14 protein-coding genes and 1 pseudogene are annotated in these 17,393 nt (G+C 70.0%); 12 read left to right on the top strand and 3 right to left on the bottom strand.

Features of this window, described 5'->3' with window-relative positions:
• Window positions 1–403: 403 nt before the first annotated feature.
• Together LXN01_RS14705 and LXN01_RS14700 are read left to right on the top strand one after the other, a co-directional pair.
• Window positions 404–859 carry a DMT family transporter gene (locus LXN01_RS14705; RefSeq protein ID WP_336885283.1) on the top strand — a complete coding sequence of 152 codons (456 nt, stop codon included), beginning with the start codon at window positions 404–406 and terminating at the stop codon, window positions 857–859.
• On the top strand, window positions 859–1,182 hold the full coding sequence (locus tag LXN01_RS14700; protein ID WP_236866328.1) for a DMT family transporter: 324 nt from the start codon (window positions 859–861) through the stop codon (window positions 1,180–1,182). Before LXN01_RS14705 ends, LXN01_RS14700 begins: the two co-directional genes overlap by 1 nt.
• 447 nt (window positions 1,183–1,629) lie before the next feature.
• Here LXN01_RS14700 and LXN01_RS14695 read toward each other — a convergent pair whose 3' ends face one another.
• The gene (locus LXN01_RS14695) at window positions 1,630–2,580 is read right to left on the bottom strand and encodes a glycosyltransferase family 9 protein (protein WP_236866326.1); all 951 of its coding nucleotides are present in this window, start codon (window positions 2,578–2,580) and stop codon (window positions 1,630–1,632) included.
• Window positions 2,581–2,604: 24 nt separating this feature from the next.
• Between LXN01_RS14695 and LXN01_RS14690 the strand changes: the two genes are divergently transcribed.
• The 7 genes and pseudogenes from LXN01_RS14690 to LXN01_RS14660 all read left to right on the top strand — a co-directional run bounded on the left by LXN01_RS14690 (window position 2,605) and on the right by LXN01_RS14660 (window position 10,206).
• Window positions 2,605–3,252 carry a D-glycero-alpha-D-manno-heptose-1,7-bisphosphate 7-phosphatase gene (locus LXN01_RS14690; RefSeq protein ID WP_336885282.1) on the top strand — a complete coding sequence of 216 codons (648 nt, stop codon included), beginning with the start codon at window positions 2,605–2,607 and terminating at the stop codon, window positions 3,250–3,252.
• Window positions 3,249–4,775: a glycosyltransferase family 9 protein gene (locus LXN01_RS14685; RefSeq protein ID WP_236866323.1), complete on the top strand. Its 1,527-nt coding sequence runs from the start codon at window positions 3,249–3,251 to the stop codon at window positions 4,773–4,775. Before LXN01_RS14690 ends, LXN01_RS14685 begins: the two co-directional genes overlap by 4 nt.
• Window positions 4,772–5,806, top strand: a complete 1,035-nt coding sequence (locus tag LXN01_RS14680; protein WP_236866321.1) for a glycosyltransferase — start codon at window positions 4,772–4,774, stop codon at window positions 5,804–5,806. The genes LXN01_RS14685 and LXN01_RS14680 overlap by 4 nt, the downstream gene beginning before the upstream one ends.
• A pseudogene (locus tag LXN01_RS16525) lies at window positions 5,803–7,050 on the top strand (glycosyltransferase); the annotation flags it as partial. The gene LXN01_RS14680 and the pseudogene LXN01_RS16525, both read left to right, overlap by 4 nt.
• A gap of 36 nt (window positions 7,051–7,086) precedes the next feature.
• Window positions 7,087–8,043: a D-sedoheptulose-7-phosphate isomerase gene (locus tag LXN01_RS16520; RefSeq protein WP_236866332.1), complete on the top strand. Its 957-nt coding sequence runs from the start codon at window positions 7,087–7,089 to the stop codon at window positions 8,041–8,043.
• The gene (rfaE2, locus tag LXN01_RS14665) at window positions 8,040–9,395 is read left to right on the top strand and encodes a D-glycero-beta-D-manno-heptose 1-phosphate adenylyltransferase (RefSeq protein ID WP_236866319.1); all 1,356 of its coding nucleotides are present in this window, start codon (window positions 8,040–8,042) and stop codon (window positions 9,393–9,395) included. The genes LXN01_RS16520 and rfaE2 (LXN01_RS14665) overlap by 4 nt, the downstream gene beginning before the upstream one ends.
• A gap of 118 nt (window positions 9,396–9,513) precedes the next feature.
• Window positions 9,514–10,206, top strand: coding sequence for an SDR family oxidoreductase (locus LXN01_RS14660; protein ID WP_236866318.1), 693 nt, complete (start codon window positions 9,514–9,516; stop codon window positions 10,204–10,206).
• Window positions 10,207–10,366: 160 nt separating this feature from the next.
• Here LXN01_RS14660 and LXN01_RS14655 read toward each other — a convergent pair whose 3' ends face one another.
• Window positions 10,367–11,545, bottom strand: a complete 1,179-nt coding sequence (locus tag LXN01_RS14655; RefSeq protein ID WP_236866316.1) for a glycosyltransferase family 9 protein — start codon at window positions 11,543–11,545, stop codon at window positions 10,367–10,369.
• A gap of 35 nt (window positions 11,546–11,580) precedes the next feature.
• Here LXN01_RS14655 and LXN01_RS14650 point away from each other — a divergent pair, with 35 nt between their 5' ends.
• Genes LXN01_RS14650 through LXN01_RS14640 form a run of 3 tightly spaced genes read left to right on the top strand, consistent with a single transcriptional unit; the run spans window position 11,581 to window position 15,429 of the window.
• A complete protein-coding gene (locus LXN01_RS14650) occupies window positions 11,581–12,984 on the top strand; it encodes an aldehyde dehydrogenase family protein (RefSeq protein ID WP_236866314.1) in 1,404 nt (467 codons plus the stop codon).
• Window positions 12,981–14,546 carry a D-glycero-beta-D-manno-heptose 1-phosphate adenylyltransferase gene (rfaE2, locus tag LXN01_RS14645; protein ID WP_236866311.1) on the top strand — a complete coding sequence of 522 codons (1,566 nt, stop codon included), beginning with the start codon at window positions 12,981–12,983 and terminating at the stop codon, window positions 14,544–14,546. Before LXN01_RS14650 ends, rfaE2 (LXN01_RS14645) begins: the two co-directional genes overlap by 4 nt.
• Window positions 14,533–15,429 (top strand): glycosyltransferase family 2 protein, encoded by an 897-nt coding sequence (locus LXN01_RS14640; protein ID WP_236866309.1) that lies wholly within the window; start codon window positions 14,533–14,535, stop codon window positions 15,427–15,429. Before rfaE2 (LXN01_RS14645) ends, LXN01_RS14640 begins: the two co-directional genes overlap by 14 nt.
• A gap of 114 nt (window positions 15,430–15,543) precedes the next feature.
• Here LXN01_RS14640 and LXN01_RS14635 read toward each other — a convergent pair whose 3' ends face one another.
• Entirely contained in the window at window positions 15,544–17,220 is a 1,677-nt protein-coding gene (locus LXN01_RS14635) for a catalase (protein ID WP_236866307.1), read from the bottom strand.
• Between the last annotated feature and the right edge of the window lie 173 nt (window positions 17,221–17,393).

Genomic DNA, 17,393 nt, shown 5'->3' with positions numbered 1-17,393 from the left:
ACCGACCTCCTCACCCGGCAACCAGCCCCTGCCCACACCCGTCACGCTGACGCACCCCCTGACGCACCCCCTGACGCACCCCCTGACGCGCCCCCAACGCCGGATCGAGACCACGGTGAAGACTGGTACCACGACGACGACACCTGGCTCAGCACAGCACCACCCCCGACCCCACCCTTCAACAACCCCAACGACATCCCACCCTTCTGAAACCATCAGAAGCACAAGGCGAGGTGATCGGGCAACGCCGGGCGGCCCCCTGGGAACCGCGTCGGGCGGTTCCGCCGTCGACCTCATTTCCCGTGCTTCTGGTTTCTGCAGCCGGTATCACGCACGGGTGATACGGTTCCCCGGTGGCAATGGGTACGTGGGGTTGGGGTTGGAGTACCGGGAGGCCGCAACCATGAGACGGTGGCTGTTCCTGACGATCGCGATCGTTGCAGAGGTGACTGGCTCGCTTTCGCTCAGCGCTGCCGTCGACTTCCCGATCTTCTATGGTCTCGTCGTTGTCGCCTATCTGATCGCGTTCTTCTTCCTGGCGCTGACGATGCGCGAGGGCACGCCTATTGGCGTTGCATACGGAATCTGGGGCGCCCTGGGCGTCACCCTGACAGCGATCATGGGCGCAGTTCTCTTCGGCGATCCCCTCACCGACACGATGCTCATCGGAATTGTCCTCGTAATCGCCGGTGTCCTAGCGGTCGAGCTCGGCTCGGGTCAGGCAGCCAAACAGTCCGCCGCTCGCGAGCAGTACGACCGGCATAAGCAGCATGAGCCGGGCGAGCATGAGCCGGGCCAGTATGAGCCGGGCGAGCACCATGAGCAGCACCTGCACGAGCGTGAAGGAAGCCTCGAATAATGGTCTGGCTCGCGCTCATCATTGCGATCCTGACCGAGGTCACCGCCACCCTGTGCCTTCGCATGGCATCCCAGGGCAGCCGACTCTGGCTCATTCCCGTGGTCATCGGCTACGGGATCGCTTTCTCGATGCTGGCCGTCACGCTGCATCTGGGGATGACCATCGGCGTCGCCTACGGAATCTGGTCTGCGGCCGGCGTCGCACTCACGGCGATCGCCGGTCGACTGATCTTCAAGGAGCCCTTCACCTGGGTCATGGGGCTGGGTGTCGCGCTCATCGTCGGCGGCGTGCTCCTGATCGAGGTCGGCGGCTCGAAAGGCTGACCCCACCCGCTCACAGGAGCTGGCCCCACCCGCTCACCACCGGCCACCCGCTCACACGAGCTGACCCCACCCGCTCGGCAGTTGACCAGCACTCGCCGTTCGCCCGCTCACCAGGGACGGTGCTCGACGACCCCGCGGGCTCGCCGACTTTGGCCTCGGTTCCACGACGACTCCGCCACCCAGCTCGATCGCCGCTGATCGAATCGCGCCTCAGTTCGCGCTGACCGGCTCACATCAGTTTGAAGAAAGGATGCCTTGTCATATTTCGAGGCGTACTCAGTAGTCTTTCAGCTACTCCTCTGACCTGGAGACACATGCTCTGATCTCAACTTCTACCCCTCATCGGCTTGTTTTTCGAGGACAAATCAACTTGTATTCATGAGAAGCAGAAGTTTGTCATCACGAGGAGTTCAGGAGGCCATGATCAAGGGGAGTCTCCGCACCGGGTCACCGCAGCAGACCATCGACCTCTCGAACGACGTCGGCGACGCCGACGGCCAACAGGGCTGGATCCGGACTGTCGGCGAAGACATCGCCCCTGCGCAGACTCTCGTCGGTGAGAACTCGATGCGGTCCCGGCGGTGGACCCCAATGCAGCGGCTCGGCAGGCCCGAACAGCACCACGGACGGCCGTCCGAAGGCGCTGGCCAGATGGGCCGCTCCCGTATCTGCGGACACCACGATGTCGGCTCCGGCGATCACCGCGAAGAACTCCGTCAGCGACATAGTCCCGGCGATGTTGCAGACGCGACCATCGCCCCGGAACTCCTCGCCGACGAGTGCCGCGACCTGTTCGGCTCGCTCCCGCTCCCGCTTGTCGCCGGTCAGCAGCACCCGCTTGCCGCGGCGGACCAGGTCCTCGACCACTGCGGCGAATCGATCGACCGGCCAATGTCGGCTCGCGTAGAAGGCTCCCACGTGCACGATCGCGGACCCGGGGCCGGCGCCGAAGCCGGAGACGTCGACATCCGGCGGATCCAGCCTGTAGTCCAGCGCATCGCCGGTCACGCCGTGCGCGTTGATCAGCCGCACCCACCGCTCGCGCTCGTGGATGTCGTCACGCCACTCGGGGCCGTCCCAGCCCGGCGCCATGTGACCGATCCGGCGCGGCGCCTCGAGCGCCTCCAGCCGGTCCCTGCTCTCGGCTCCGCTGCCGTGCAGATTGACGACGACGTCCGCCACACCGGGCGGCATGCCGAGCGGGTCATCCAGACCGGGAGTCGGCAGCAGCTCATCGATCCCGCCGATGAGATCGACGAGGGGCCGCAGCCATTCCGCGCAGGCCAGCACCAGGCGGTGGTCGGGGAAGCCGGCGCGCAGCCCACGCAGAGCGGGCACGGCCACCAGCAGATCACCGAGCTTGAGCGCCCGCAATGCCAGCACTGTGGGTCTGTCCATCTTCGTCCCCTCCCGACCGCCGTCATGTTCGATCGCGACAATACCCTCGTCGTCGACGTGCCGTACAACGGAGATCCCGCCCTCGTCGAACCCATGCCCGGCGCCGTCGAGGCGCTTGCCCGGCTGCGTGCTCACGGCATCCCCGTGGGGGTCGTCAGCAACCAGTCGGGGATCGGCCGCGGCCTCATTACCCGTGATCAGGTGGACGCTGTGAATGCCCGCGTTGCCGAGCTGCTCGGTCCGTTCGATGTGTGGGAGATCTGCCCGCACGTCGCCGCCGACGGCTGCGAGTGCCGGAAGCCCCGACCGGGCATGCTGCTGTCCGCCGCCCGCTTCCTCGGGATCGACCCCGAGGACATGGTCTTCATCGGCGACATCGGCGCCGACATGGGAGCCGCCGCGGCGGCCGGCTGTCGGGGCATCCTGGTGCCCACGGACATCACGCTGCGCGAAGAGGTGGCAGCCGCCGAGGTGGTCGCTGCCGACATCACCCGAGCGGTCTCCATCTGCCTGGGTGAGCATCCCGCATCGGATGCGGCCATCGACGTCGCCCCCGATGTGAACCTGGAATCCGGGCTCGGCGCGACTCCGGTCGTCCCCTCCGAAGCGACGTCTGATCTCGCGTCGGCTGATCTCGCGTCGGCGGAAACCCGCTCGGGAGGCCGCCGATGACGAAGGTCCTGGCAGCCCGCCTCGACAGCGCCGGTGACGTGCTCGTCACCGGCCCCGCGATCCGCGCCATCGCCTCCCACCCGGAGGTCAGCGAAGTAGCCCTGCTGTGCGGACCGCAGGGCCGCGCCGCCGCGGAGCTGCTCCCCGAACCCACCGAGCTGTTCACCTGGGCCAGTCCGTGGACCATCGTGCCCGCGCCACCGGTCGACGATGAGCACATCGGGGCGCTGCGCGACTATGTTCGGCATGCCCGCTTCGACGAGGCCGTCATATTCACCTCGTTCCACCAGTCCCCCCTGCCGCTGGCCCTCGTGCTGCGGCTGGCCGGAATCAAGCGGATCTCGGGCGCCTCGACCGACTTCGCCGGCTCGCTGCTCGACGTCCGGCTCAAACCCGGCGAGGACTTCCCCGAGGACCAGCCCGAGGTGGAGCGCGCACTCGGCATCGCAGCCGCGGCGGGTTACGAGCTTCCCGCAGGCGACGACGGCAGGATGCACATCGTCGACCCGACCGGCGCCTTCTTCGGCACACCGGCGCACCTCCGACCAGCGGCGCGCTCCGGAAGCTCGGCAGCCGCGAGCGGCACGATGAGTGCGAGCAGCCGGCTGGACGCACCGGCCGCCCCGCGCGACGCCGCCGGCCCACTGAGCGCGCCTGCCGCCGCGCCCGACGCCGCCGGTCCACTGAATGCACCTACCGCCCCGCGCGACGCCGCCGGCCCACTGAGCGCACCCGCCGGTGATCGCGCGAGCCGGGTCCTGGACCCGGACGAGCCCTACGTCGTCGTCCATCCCGGGGCAGCCGTGCCCGCCCGCATGTGGCCGCCCGAGCGCAGCGCGGAGGCCGTGGAGCTGCTGAGCGCGCACGGGCACCGAGTCGTCGTCACCGGCGGGCCGAACGAAACGGCGCTGACCTCCTACGTGGCGGGCGCCTCGGGAATCGACCTGGGCGGGGCCACCGATCTCCGCGGCACCGCCGAGGTGCTCTCCCGCGCCGGTGTCGTGATCTGCGGCAACACCGGCCCGGCCCACCTATCAGCTGCCGTGGGCACCCCGGTGGTGAGCCTCTTCTCCCCCGTCGTGCCCGCTGTTCGCTGGGCCCCCTACGGCGTGCCGGTCGAGCTGCTCGGCGACCAGGATGCGCCCTGTCGGAACTCCCGGGCCCGTGACTGCCCCGTTCCGGGTCACCCGTGTCTCGCCTCGGTGATTGCTGAAGACGTCCTCGCGGCCGTCGAGCGGCTGCTCGCTGCGGCATCAGCGCCGGCAGCATCCGCGGCGGCAGGTGCCGCACCGACACCTGGCCCATCGCCGGCAGCATCAGCGATGACCGAATCCGTACCCACAGCTTCCGCACCGACACCTGGCTTCGTGCCCGCCGCCTCCAGCCCGACGGATGCCCACCCGGCGTCCAGCCCTCCCTTTTCATCACCCGATATCGCCCCGACCGATTCCGCACGGACCGAATCCGCACAGACCGATACCGCACCGACCGATACCGCCCCGACCGAAGGGACCGCCCGATGAGAATCCTGCTGTGGCATGTCCACGGGTCCTGGACCGACGCCTTCGTCCACGGACGCCACGAGTACCTGCTGCCCGCACTGCCGGAAGGCGGTCCGTGGGGCCTGGGGCGGGCCGACCGCGACTGGCCGGATTCGGTGCGCGACGTCCACCCGGATGCCCTCGCGTCGGAGGACATCGACCTGGTGATCCTGCAGCGGCCCGAGGAGCTCGCGGAGGCGGAGCGGCTGCTCGGCCGCCGCCTGGGAGAGGAGCTTCCGGCGATCTTCGTCGAGCACAATACTCCCAAGGGCGAGGTGCCGGGGACCGTGCATCCCCTCGCGCACCAGAACATCATCCCGATCGCCCATGTCACCCACTTCAACGAGCTGATGTGGGACAACGGCAGCGCGCCGACGACGGTGATCGAGCACGGCATCCGCGACCCCGGCTACCAGTACACCGGCGAGCTGCCTCACCTGGCGATCGTCAGCAATGAGCCGGTCCGCCGCTGGCGGGTCACCGGCACGGACCTCCTGCCCGGATTCGCCCAGGCCGGCCCTCTCGATGTCTTCGGAATGGGTGCGGACAACCTCGCCGAAGCCATCGGCCTGGGACCGGACCGACTGACCATCCTCGGCGACCTCAAGCGCGATCACCTCCACCGGGAGATGGCACGCCGCAGGGTCTATCTGCATCCGATCCGGTGGACCTCGCTCGGCCTGTCGCTGCTCGAGGCGATGCATCTGGGCATGCCCGTCGTTGCGCTGGCCACCACCGAGGCGCTGCGAGCGATCCCGCCGGAGGCCGGCGTGATCTCCACGAACGTCACCGAACTGCACGAGGCGGCCGCACAGCTGCTGGCCGAGCCCGAGCAGGCCACCCGGATGGGCGTCGCGGCCCGCCAGCACGTGTTGGAGAAATACGGGCTGGGCCGGTTCCTCACCGACTGGGATGCGCTCATCGAGCAGTTCGCCCCACCATCAGCCGCACTGCACACAGCACCGGCGGGCGCAGGACACCGGGCACCCTCCGAGAAAGGCAGAGAGTCATGAAGATCTCGATGATATCCGAGCATGCGAGCCCGCTCGCCGCTCTCGGCGGCGTCGACGCCGGCGGACAGAATGTGCACGTCGCGGCGCTCTCCCAGGCGCTGGCCGACCGCGGCCACTCCGTCACGGTGTTCACCCGCCGCGACGACCCGGCACTGCCCGACCTGGTCGATCTGGGCGAGGGCGTGACAGTCGTCAACATCACCGCCGGCCCGGCGGCCTATGTTCCGAAGGACGAGTTCCTGCCGTTCATGGACGAGCTCGGCCGCGGCATCGCCGAACACTGGACCACATATCCCGACACCCGGCCCGACATCGTCCACTCGCACTTCTGGATGTCGGGACTGGCGGCCCGCGTCGCGCTCGACTCCGCTGGGCTGACCGGGGTGCCGCTCGCCCACACCTTCCACGCCCTCGGCACGGTGAAGCGCCGCCACCAGGGTGAGCTCGACACGAGCCCGCCCGAGCGCGCTGTGCTCGAGCCACAGGTCGGTCGTGACGCTGACCGGATCATCGCGACCTGCAGCGACGAAGTGTCCGAGCTGCGGGCGTTCGGCATCAGCCCGGACGGGGTCTCGATCGTCCCCTGCGGGGTGGACCTGCACCTCTTCCGCGCAGATCAGGCCGTGGAGGACACCGCAGGCATGCGCCGCATCGTCTGCGTCGGCCGGCTGGTGGCCCGCAAGGGCATGGACCTCGCGGTCACGGCGCTGGCGGAGCTGGCCGAGCGCGGATACCGCGATGTCGAGCTGCACATCATCGGCGGCGGCGCCTCGCAGTCGGACCTGCACGAGGATCCGGAGGCTGTCCGTCTGCTCCGGCTGGCCGAGGAGCTGGGAGTCGCCGACCGTCTCGTGCTGCGCGGGCAGGTCCCCCGCGACGACGTGCCGTCGATCCTGCGCAGCGCAGCGTTCGTCGCGTGCACGCCCTGGTACGAGCCCTTCGGAATCGTTCCGCTCGAGGCGATGGCCTGCGGCGTCCCCGTGGTCGCCGCGGAAGTGGGCGGGCTGGCGGACACCGTCGTCCACGGTGTCACCGGGCTGCACGTTCCGCCCCGTGACCCCGAGGCGGTCGCCGACGCCGGGGCCCGACTGCTCGCCGACCCGGCACTGGCCGCCGAGCTCGGCAGGAACGGCGTCAGCCGTGCCCGTGAGCGCTATGCCTGGCCGGTCGTGGCAGCCTCGACCGAGAAGGTCTACGAAGAGCTGCTCGGCTCCCGCTCCCGCAGCACCTCCGACTCACTGACTGCTCTCGATCCTGCTGGTGCGCTGGAATCGCGCGAGGTGCTGGAGCCGGCGGGCACCTCGGCCGATGTCCTCCACCTGCCGCTGGGTCTGAGCACCGGCGGACGGCGCTCGGAGCTGGCGGCCCATCCCAGCACCAACGGCACCGGCACATTCCGCAGCGCAGCCGCCACCAACGGCACCAGCACATTCCGCAGCACGGCCGCGACCAACGGCACCGGCACCAGCTCCATCTCCAGCACAGCCGCAACCAACGGCACCAACCGGACCGGCACCGAGACGACCGATCTCGCCGACTGCCCCGGCGACGACGGCATCGAGGAACACCTCGACGGCGTCGCGCTGGCGGTCGGGTCGCTGCGCAGCCACGCGCCGACCCTGCGCCGCTGGGCCCTGGAGCTGGCCGACCGGCTGTCGGACGGCCGCTGCCTATTCACCGCGGGCAACGGCGGGTCGGCAGCGGAGGCGCAGCACCTGAGCTCGGAGCTGGTGGGCCGGTTCGCGCAGGATCGACCGGCATTCGCCTCGATCGCGCTGAACACCGACTCCTCCGCAGTGACCGCGATCAGCAACGACTACGGCTATGAGAACGTGTTCGCCCGCCAGCTGGAGGCCCACGGCCGCCCCGGCGACGTCCTCGTCCTCATGACCACGAGCGGCAAGAGCCCCAATCTCCTCAAGGCCGCCGAGACCGCTCATCGACTGGGTGTGAGCACCTGGGCGCTGACCGGTCCGGGCCCGAACCCGCTCACCGAGATCTGTCAGGAGGCGATCACGGTGGAAGCCGCCTCGCCGAATGTGCAGGAGGCGCACCTGATGGCCATCCACAGCATCTGCAAGGCCTTCGACGCGGAGATCGCGCGCCGTGGAGAGCGGCAGTCAGCGCGCCGCACCGAGCGCGGGCAGGACGAGCCAGGCCCGGCGATCACCCGCACGCAGAACACCACGACCCACAGCAGGCGACAGGTCGGACGAGTCCGGGAGGTGCGGCTGTGAAGCTCATCGTTGTCGGAGACGTACTGCTCGACGCCGACGTTCACGGCACCGCTGACCGGCTGTCGCCCGATGGTCCGGTGCCCGTCATCGACGTCGCGGAGACGTCGTACCGCCCGGGTGGGGCCGGCCTGACGGCGCTCCTGCTGGCAGACGCCGGCTGCGACACCACGCTCGTCACCGTGCTCGGCGACGACGACGGCGGCTCGCGACTGCGCAGCGGACTCCAGGGAGTGCGGCTCGTCGCGGGACCGTCCGGTCGCCCCACCCCCGTGAAGAAGCGGCTGTTCGCCGACGATCACGTCGTCGCCCGGATGGATGAGCACTGCGAGGTGGACGGGGTTCCACCGGTCACCTCGGAGATGCTCGAAGCCCTGCGGAGCGCCGACGCGATCGTCGTGTCCGACTACGGCCGCGGACTGAGCGCGAACGCGGAACTGCGGGAGGCCCTCAGCGCGGTCGCCGCGACTGTGCCGGTGGTCTGGGACCCGCATCCCAAGGGCGCCGCTCCTGTAGCCGGCACCGCCGCGGTCACCCCGAACGTCGGAGAGGCGTGCGCGATCGCCGGCCTCCCGGAGCGCAGCAGCCGTCAGGCCGCGCGGGCCGCCGAGGAGCTCCTGAGCCGGTGGCCGGTGCAGGCGGCGGTCGTGACCCTGGGTCACGGCGGCGCTGCCGTCCTCGACCGCGACACCGGCCTGCCGCAGTTCATCCCGGTGAGCTCGTCCGCCTCGGGAGACACGTGCGGGGCCGGCGACCGGTTCGCCGGCAGCCTGGCCGCACACCTGGCGCAGTCGCAGTCGATCGCCGAGGCGGCAGAGGCCGCCGTGGCGGAGGCCAGTCAGTTCATCGCCGCCGGTGGGGTGGCGACTCTGGGCCGCAAGCCGGCGGCCGCGGAATCCGAGCCGAGCCTGCGCGACCGGATCACGGCGATTCAGGCCGAGGGCGGCACAGTGGTCGCGACCGGCGGCTGCTTCGACCTGCTCCACGCAGGCCACGCGCGGACGCTGGCAGCGGCGAGGCGCCTCGGCGACTTCCTCGTCGTCTGCCTGAACTCGGACGACTCCGTGCGTCGCCTGAAGGGCGAGACCCGCCCGATCATGCAGCAGGAGGATCGCGTCGAGCTGCTCGAAGCGCTCGAATGTGTCGACGCGGTGGCGGTCTTCGGCGAGGACACGCCGGAGGCGATCCTCAGCAGCCTGCGGCCCGACCTCTGGGTCAAGGGCGGCGACTACGACATCGAGACGCTGCCCGAGGCGCAGCTGATGCGCAGCTGGGGCGGACAGGCCGTCACCGTCCCGTTCCATCCGGCCCGTTCCACGAGCCTGCTGGCCGAGGCGCTCCAGGCGGTCGGGTGACCGGCGGGGAGCGTGGGCACGGTCCCGGCCGGCTCCGAGTAGAAGACGACGCAGGAAGCGCGCGGACAGCAGTGCTGCCACGCACACCACGAACCATCACCCCGAAAGGACTGATTGCATGAACATGGACTCGCGCAGAGTGGTCATCACCGGCGGAGGCTCGGGACTGGGCCTGGCCTGTGCCGAAGCCGTGAGCCGGGCGGGGGGCACGCCTGTCGTCCTCGACAAGGACATCAGCAACGCCGGCGCCTATCGCGCCCACGAGCTCGACGTGACCGACAGGGCGGCGGTGCAGCGCACCATCACCGACGTCGCCGAGGACCTGGGCGGCCTCGACGCGATCGTCACCGCCGCGGGCATGGACACGCCCGGCGAGCTCGACGAGATCTCGGCGGAGCAGTGGGAGCAGGTGCTGGCCGTCAATCTGCTCGGCACCGTGTCCGCCGTCCGTGCGGCACTCCCCTATCTCAAGGAGTCGCACGGCCGCGTGGTCACCGTCTCCTCGACCTTGGCGCTCAAGGGCGCATCGGGCGCGACCGCGTACTCGGCGTCCAAGTTCGGCGTCCGCGGCTTCAGCCAGGCGCTGGCAGCCGAGACCGCGGGCACGGTCGGGGTCACCAACCTCATCCCCGGCGGGATGAAGACCAAGTTCTTCGACGGCCGCACCGAGCAGTACAAGCCGCAGGACGATTCGCGCCTCAACGAGCCGGCACGCGTCGCCGAGGCCATCGTCTTCGCGCTCACCCAGCCGCAGAACGTCGAGGTCCGCGAGATGCTGATCGCCCACGAGGGCGAGGACTCATGGCCCTGATCGGCTGAGCCGGCCGGCCGGCGCTCAGCGACCGGGCCGGCCGTGTCGGGCCGCGGTTGCCCGAGGATCGGCCGGGCCGCGGTCGCCGGTCAGGTCACCTGCCGATCAGGTCAGCCGCCCGGTCGCGTCAGCCGCCCGGCCAGGGCGACCGCCGGCCAGGTCAGCCGCCGGAGACGAGCGACTTCACATCTGCAAACACCGGTTCGACGTGGATGTCCGTCAGGAAGGAGGGATCGTGTTCACAGCGTTCAGCGGTCCATCCCACCTGCGTGACGTCTGCACCGCACTCGGGGCAGCGCGTGACCCACGACAGGTGGCTCCGGTGACGCCCCCGGCCGAGCGGTCCCGCATTGATGTGGTTGCCCAGCCAGTAGAGCCCGACCGTCTTCGCCCCGACGGCCATCGCCAGATGCCGCGGACCGCTGTCGTTGCCCAGCACGACGTCGCTGGCGGCGAGCACGCCCAGCAGCTCGGGCAGGGCCAGCTTCCCGGCGACGGAGCGCACCAGGCCCGCCGCCGAGGCGCCCGCACCGGTCGAGGCGCTGTCACCGGTCGAGGCGCTGTCACCGGACGCCGCTCCGACACCCACCGAGGCGCCGCGCCGGGCCCTCTCCACGATCACCTCGGCGGCCGCGGCGTCGGACTCGTCCCCGACCACGAGGACCTGCCAGCCTTCGGCCAGGGCACGAGCGGCGACTTCGCCGAATCGCTCGGCCGGCCAGCGGCGACGGGGGTCGGTGGCGCCGGGGTGGATCGTGAGCAGTCGAGCCGCCTGCGGATCCCGCAGCTGTGCGGCGGCGGCGCGCTCCTCGGCGGTGACTTCCAGCCGCGCCTCCAGGTTCTGCACCGGCGCACCTGCCAGTCCCACCACTTCGAGGGCGCGCAGCATCTCGTGCTGGTAATAGAGGTAGGGCAGGTTCCGCTCCAGCGGCTGCGCGTCCTCGGTCTTCGTGCCGACCGTGTGCCGAGCCCCCAGGCGGAGCAGGAACGGGTTGGAGAAGCGACCGCCGCCATGCACCTGCACCGCCAGGTCGAACTCGCGGCTGCGCATCTGGGTGAAGAACCGCTCCAGCGCCTCGGGATCCTCCGGACCCGGGCGCACACCCTCGGCACACGGCAGCACGACGACCTCCGACACCGGACCCGGCCGGTTCCCGAGCAGCGCCCGGTGCGAGGGGTTGCCGAGCAGCGTGATCGACGCCTCCGGATAGGCCGCGGCCAGCGCGGCCACCGCCGGCATCGCGAACATCAGGTCGCCCAGGCCTCCGCCGCGCAGCACCGCGATCCGCCTGACGTCGGAGAACTTCTCTCCGGCTTCACCCACGAACGTTTCGACCATCGCACCTTCCCAGCACCTTTTCGAGGAGGACTTCCATGACTGCAGTTCAACAGACCGGCGCTCATCCGACCGAGATCACTGTACTGGACCCGAACACGGGCCAGGCAGTGGGAACGGTACGCGCTGCACAGGCCCGTGACGTCACCACCGCGGTCAGCTCCGCGCTCGCCGCACAGCCCGAGTGGGCGAGGACTCCCGCCGAGGAGCGCGGGACCCGCCTCCACGCCATGGCCGATGCCCTGGCCGGTGCCGCCGAGGAGCTCGCCGAGCTCAACCACCGGGAGACCGGCAAGACACTCGAGGACTCGCGCGGCGGGATCGAGGCGGGGATCGGCACTCTGCGGCAGTACGCCGAGCTGGGACCGCTGCACCGCGGTCACAGCCTCCGCGGGGATGCGCTGGCGGCCGATTACACCGTCACCCGCCCCCGGGGCGTGGTCGCCGCGCTCACCCCGTGGAACGACCCGGTCGCGGTGGCCATGGGTCTGATCGGCGCCGCGCTCGTCACCGGAAATGCCGTCATCCACAAGCCGAGCGAGCGCAACCCGCATCTGGGCATCCGCCTCGGCGAGGTGCTGTCAGCGGCCCTGCCGGACGGTGTGCTCCAGACCCTGACCGGTGCCGGGGAGACCGGTCGGATGCTCACCGCCGAACCGCGGATCGACGTGTTCGCGCACGTGGGGTCGACCGCGACGGGCAAGGACATCGCTCAGGCGGCCGCAATGACCGGGGCGCACGTGATCCGAGAGAACGGCGGCAACGACGCGCTCATCGTCGATGAGGGCGTCGACCCGACCTGGGCGGCCGCGCAGGCGGCACTGGGCAGCTTCGCGAATGCGGGGCAGATCTGCACCTCGGTGGAGCGGATCTACGTCCACCGCGCCGTCGCGGATGACTTCGTGACAGCGCTGAAGGCGGAGGCCGAGCGGCTCAACGCCTCCGAGTCCTCTCAGCCCCTGGTCGATCACGCGCACCGCGATCTCGTTCACCAGCAGGTCGTCGGCGCGGTCGCCGCCGGAGCGCAGTCGCTCGTGGGCGGTGCCGTCCCCGACGGTCCCGGCGCCCACTATCCGGCCACGGTGCTCGTGGACTGCACCGGCGACATGACCATCATGAGCGAGGAGACCTTCGGTCCCGTCGCACCGGTGCAGGTCGTCGGCTCCTTCGAGGAGGGCCTGGAGCACGCTGCCGCCGACCGCTACGGTCTGGCCGCCACGGTCCTCACTCCGCGCATCGACCGGGCGCTGTCCGCCGTCGCGGAGCTGGGTGTCGGCACGGTGAAGGTCAACAACGTCTTCGGCGGCGCGCCGGGCGGCTCGGCACAGCCGCACAAGGACAGCGGGCAGGGCTTCGGCTACGGTCCGGAGCTGCTCGACGAGATGACGACCACCTCGGTGGTGCACCTGGAGTTCCCGCAGCTCTCCCGGGAGCGGGCATGACCGCCCCCGAGAGCCTGTCATCGGCCGAGGGACTGCAGCCCGAGCTGCCGGTGCGGCTGGCCGAGCTGGCGCCGGTCGTGACCGTGATCGGCGACGTCATCCTCGACTCCTGGATCTACGGCACCAGCGAACGGCTCGCCAGGGAGGCGCCCGCCCCCGTCATCGACCAGACGCACGAGGTGTTCGTGCCCGGCGGTGCGGCGAACACTGCCATGAACCTCGCGGCCCTCGGCGCCCGAGTGCGCATCGTCGGGCCGGTCGGCTGCGACGAACCGGGCGAGCGGCTGCGCGGGCTGCTCACCGACGCCGGCGTCGACACCCGGTTCCTGTTCGCCCACCCGGCTGCCACGACCACCGTCAAGTCCCGGATCGTCGTCGGCGACCAGGTGATGTTCCGCCTCGACCGGGCTGCCGCGGACCACGCTCCCGAGGTGCTCGAGCAGTTCGCCGCCACCGCGCTCGAGGCGGTCGCCGGCAGCGCTGCGCTCATCGTGTGCGACTACGGCGGGGCCCTGCACTTCACGGACCTGCCCGCCCGGCTGGCCGCTCGTCGGAACCGCCCGCTGACCGTCGTCGACGCCCACGACCCCCACCACTGGGCCGCCGTCCGGCCCGATCTCGCGACACCGAACGCCGGGGAGGCCGAACGGCTCCTCGGGCGGAACCTGGGCGCCGGCGCCGACCGGGTCACCGCGGTCGCGGAGCACGCGCAGACCCTCCGGGAGAGCACCGGCGCCGCTCATCCGATCATCACCCTCGACCGGGACGGCTCGGTGCTGCTCGATGAGACCGGCGTGGCGCATCGGACGTGGGCGAATCCGGCGACGGAGAAGCAGGCCTCGGGAGCCGGCGACACCTTCGTGGCCGCGCTGACGCTGGCGAGGGCGGCGTCCCTGCCCCTGACCACGGCCGCTGACTTCGCGCAGTCGGCGGCCGATGTCGTGGTGCACCGCCTCGGCACCTCCCTGTGCACGACCCAGGACCTCGTCGACCACCTCAGCGGCTTCTACGACGCCCTCGTCCCCACCGAGCAGCTGCTTGCCGCGGTCGCGGAGCGCCGCGCCGCGGGGCAGCGGATCGTGCTCACCAATGGCTGCTTCGATGTCCTGCACCGCGGGCACACCTCCTACCTCAACAAGGCCAAGCAGCTGGGCGATGTGCTCATCGTCGCGGTCAACGACGATGACTCCGCGCGCCGCCTCAAGGGACCGGACCGACCCATCAACCCTCTGCAGGATCGCGCCGGGGTGCTCGCCGCGCTGAGCTGCGTCGACTATGTGACGGCCTTCTCGACGGACACGCCGATTCCCCTGATCTCGGCGCTCAGGCCCGACATCTACGTCAAGGGCGGCGACTACACCCCGGAGATGCTCGAGGAGACCGCGGCGGTGGAGGCCTGCGGCGGCCAGGTCCGGATCATGGAGTACGTGTCCGATCACTCGACGACCTCGGTGGTGCAGCGGATGCAGGCCCGCGCATCGGCCGCTCCGGACGCTGCGGGCGCTCCGGTCGGGCCGTCGCATGCCTCACCTGCCCTGGGAGACCACGATGCCCGCGCGTAGATCCGATCAGTGGGGCAGCCGCGCCGCAGCCGAGGCGGTCAGCGGCAGGCAGGACAGCTCCCCCAGCATGCCGGTCGAGGTGCTCATTCCGTGCTACGAGCGACCGGCGGAGCTGGCAGTCACGCTCTCGGGTCTGGCCGCCCAGGTCGACGCCGACTTCGATGTCGTCCTCAGCGACCAGTCGGAGCAGCCGATCTGGGAGGAGCCTTCGGTCCTTGCGATGATCCGGGTGCTGCGAGCGCAGGGGCGCCGGGTCCGCTGCGAGCGGAACCTTCCTCGACGGGGTCTCGCCCAGCAGCGGCAGTTCCTGCTGGAACACAGTTCCGCTCCGTTCGTCCTGTTCCTCGACTCCGACGTGTGGCTGGAGCCCGGGGTGATCACCCGGCTGCGGCGCGCACTCATGGAGTACGGCGGCGGGTTCATCGGCTCGGCGGTCCAGGGCCTGTCCTACCTCGACGATCGGCGACCGGAGGAATGGCAGAGGTTCGAGCTCTGGGAGGGCACGATCGAACCGGAGCCGATGCCGCGATCGGGTCCGGCGCATGAGCGCTGGAAGCTCCACAACGCGGCCAACCTCTGCCACATCGCAGCCCGGACCGATTTCGACGACAGGGGCTTCCTCGTCTACAAGGTGGCCTGGGTGGGTGCCTGCGTCATGTACGACCGCCGGCGGCTGGTCGAGTGCGGAGGATTCGAGTTCTGGGACCGACTGCCGGCCGAGCACGCCGGCGAGGACGTGCTGGCCCAGTGGCAGGTGATGCGCCGCTACGGCGGCGGAGCGCTCCTGCCGAGCGGGGCGGTGCACCTCGAGACCCCGACGACGGTCACCGAGCGCAGCACCGAGGCGGCAGAACTCCTGGATCAGGATTCCGGCGTCCGCTGAACCGGTCCGGCCTTCCGACTCCTCGGAAGGCCGGACCGGTGTCGTGAGCCCGTCGGTGCCTGTGGCGTGTCCTTGCGGTCCACCGGGCCGCCGCCGACGGTGGCCGCAGCGGAATCAGGCGTTGGCCATCTCCTCGTCGACCTGCATGCGCTCATTCGGCACGCAGTGGGTCATGACGAGGCCTTCGACGTTGCGCGGACCGTTGTGGCCGAGGTTGCGCAGGCGCTCCTGCTCCTCCTCCGTCAGCTGCTGGGTGACGAGCGGCTTCATGTCCTTCACGTCGTCGAGGGACACCCCGATCGCGTCGCCGACGCGCTGACCCAGCTCGTCCTCGATCAGGTAGAAGTGCCAGACCATGCGCTCCTGGATCGGACGGTCGCACTGCGAGAGCTTGTCGATGAAGTTGGAGATCAGCTCCTCCTTCTCCCAGTCCTCCTGCAGCTGGAATCGCTCGCCGGCCTGCTTGTAGTCGTTCGTCCGCTCCAGCGGCTCACGCGTCAGCTGGCCGGACACCTCGGGGCCGACCGCGGCGCGGTATCCGGAATCGCGCTCGTGCTCCCGGAGTCCGCCGGTGATCGTCGGCTCGTAGTTGACACTCGGGTTCTGGTCCGGGTCGGTGTCGACGTGGTAGGTCATCTGGCCGTCGCGCTGGTTGGTCGCCACGCGCACCTTCGGCGAGTTGACCGGCAGCTGCAGGTAGTTCGGGCCCACGCGGTGGCGCTGGGTGTCCGAGTAGGAGAACGTGCGCCCGATGAGCATCTTGTCGTCGGAGAAGTCGAGTCCGTCGACCAGCACACCGGTGCCGAAGGCGATCTGCTCGCTCTCGGCGAAGAAGTTCTCGGGCGCGCGGTTGAGCACCATGCGTCCGACCGGTTTGGGCGGGAAGATCTCCTCCGGCCACACCTTGGTGTCGTCGAGCGGATCGAAGTCGAGCTCCGGGTGCTCGTCGTCGGACATCATCTGAACCTGCAGCTCCCACTCCGGGTAGTCGCCGGCCGCGATCGCGTCATACAGATCCTTGGTGTGGTAGCCGAGCTCCTTGGCCTGGATCTTGTCCGCGTCCTCCTGGGTCAGCGAGGAGACGCCGAGCTTGGGCGACCAGTGGTACTTGACCAGCACGGTGTCGCCGTCGGCGTTGACCCACTTGTAGGTGTTGACGCCGAAGCCCTGCTGCTTCCGGAAGCTCGCCGGAATGCCGCGGGGGCTGAACAGCACCATGATCATGTGCATGGCCTCCGGCGACTGGCTGAAGAAGTCGAAGGCGCGGTTGGCGACGGATCCCTCGAAGGTCACCGGATCCGGCTTCTGCGAATGGATGAAGTCCGGGAACTTGATGGCGTCGCGGATGAAGAAGATGCCGATGTTGTTGCCGACCAGGTCCCAGTTGCCGTCCTCGGTGTAGAACTTGACGGCGAAGCCGCGGGGATCGCGTGCCATCTCCGAGGAATCCCGCCCGCCCGCCACCGTCGAGAAGCGGACGGCGACGTCGGTGCGCTTGCCCTTCTCCTGGAACAGCTTCGCGCGGGTGTACTTCGAGATCGGCTCGTCACCCCACGTGCCGGTCGCCTCGAAATAGCCGAAGGCCGTGGCGCCTCGGGCGTGGACCACCCGCTCCGGGACCCGCTCCCGGTCGAAGTGGCTCATCTTCTCGAGGAACTGGTAGTTCTCCATCGTGGCGGGGCCACGCGAGCCGACAGTGCGCATGTTCTGGTTGTCGTGGACAGGGTGGCCCTGACGGTCCGTCATGGGTGCCTGCGAGGGGTCTCCTGCCGGCGGGCGATGATCAGTCATGGCTGCTGTTCTCCTTTGTGAGCGTCGGCCTCGGGGCGAGCCCGGGGCCTCGTGCGACATCAACCAGCCTTGTCACCTTTGCGGAATCGGTCAAGACACGGCGGGATGAATTGATGGAATGCCCATCCGCCCCGAACCTCCGCTCACCGCAGGTCCGTGCAACGCTCACCGCA

Source organism: Brevibacterium daeguense (assembly GCF_021729135.1).
GTDB classification, from domain to species: Bacteria; Actinomycetota; Actinomycetes; order Actinomycetales; family Brevibacteriaceae; genus Brevibacterium; species Brevibacterium daeguense.
The sequence above is the reverse complement of the archived record's forward strand: the minus strand, read 5'-3'. Positions and strand labels throughout refer to the sequence as shown.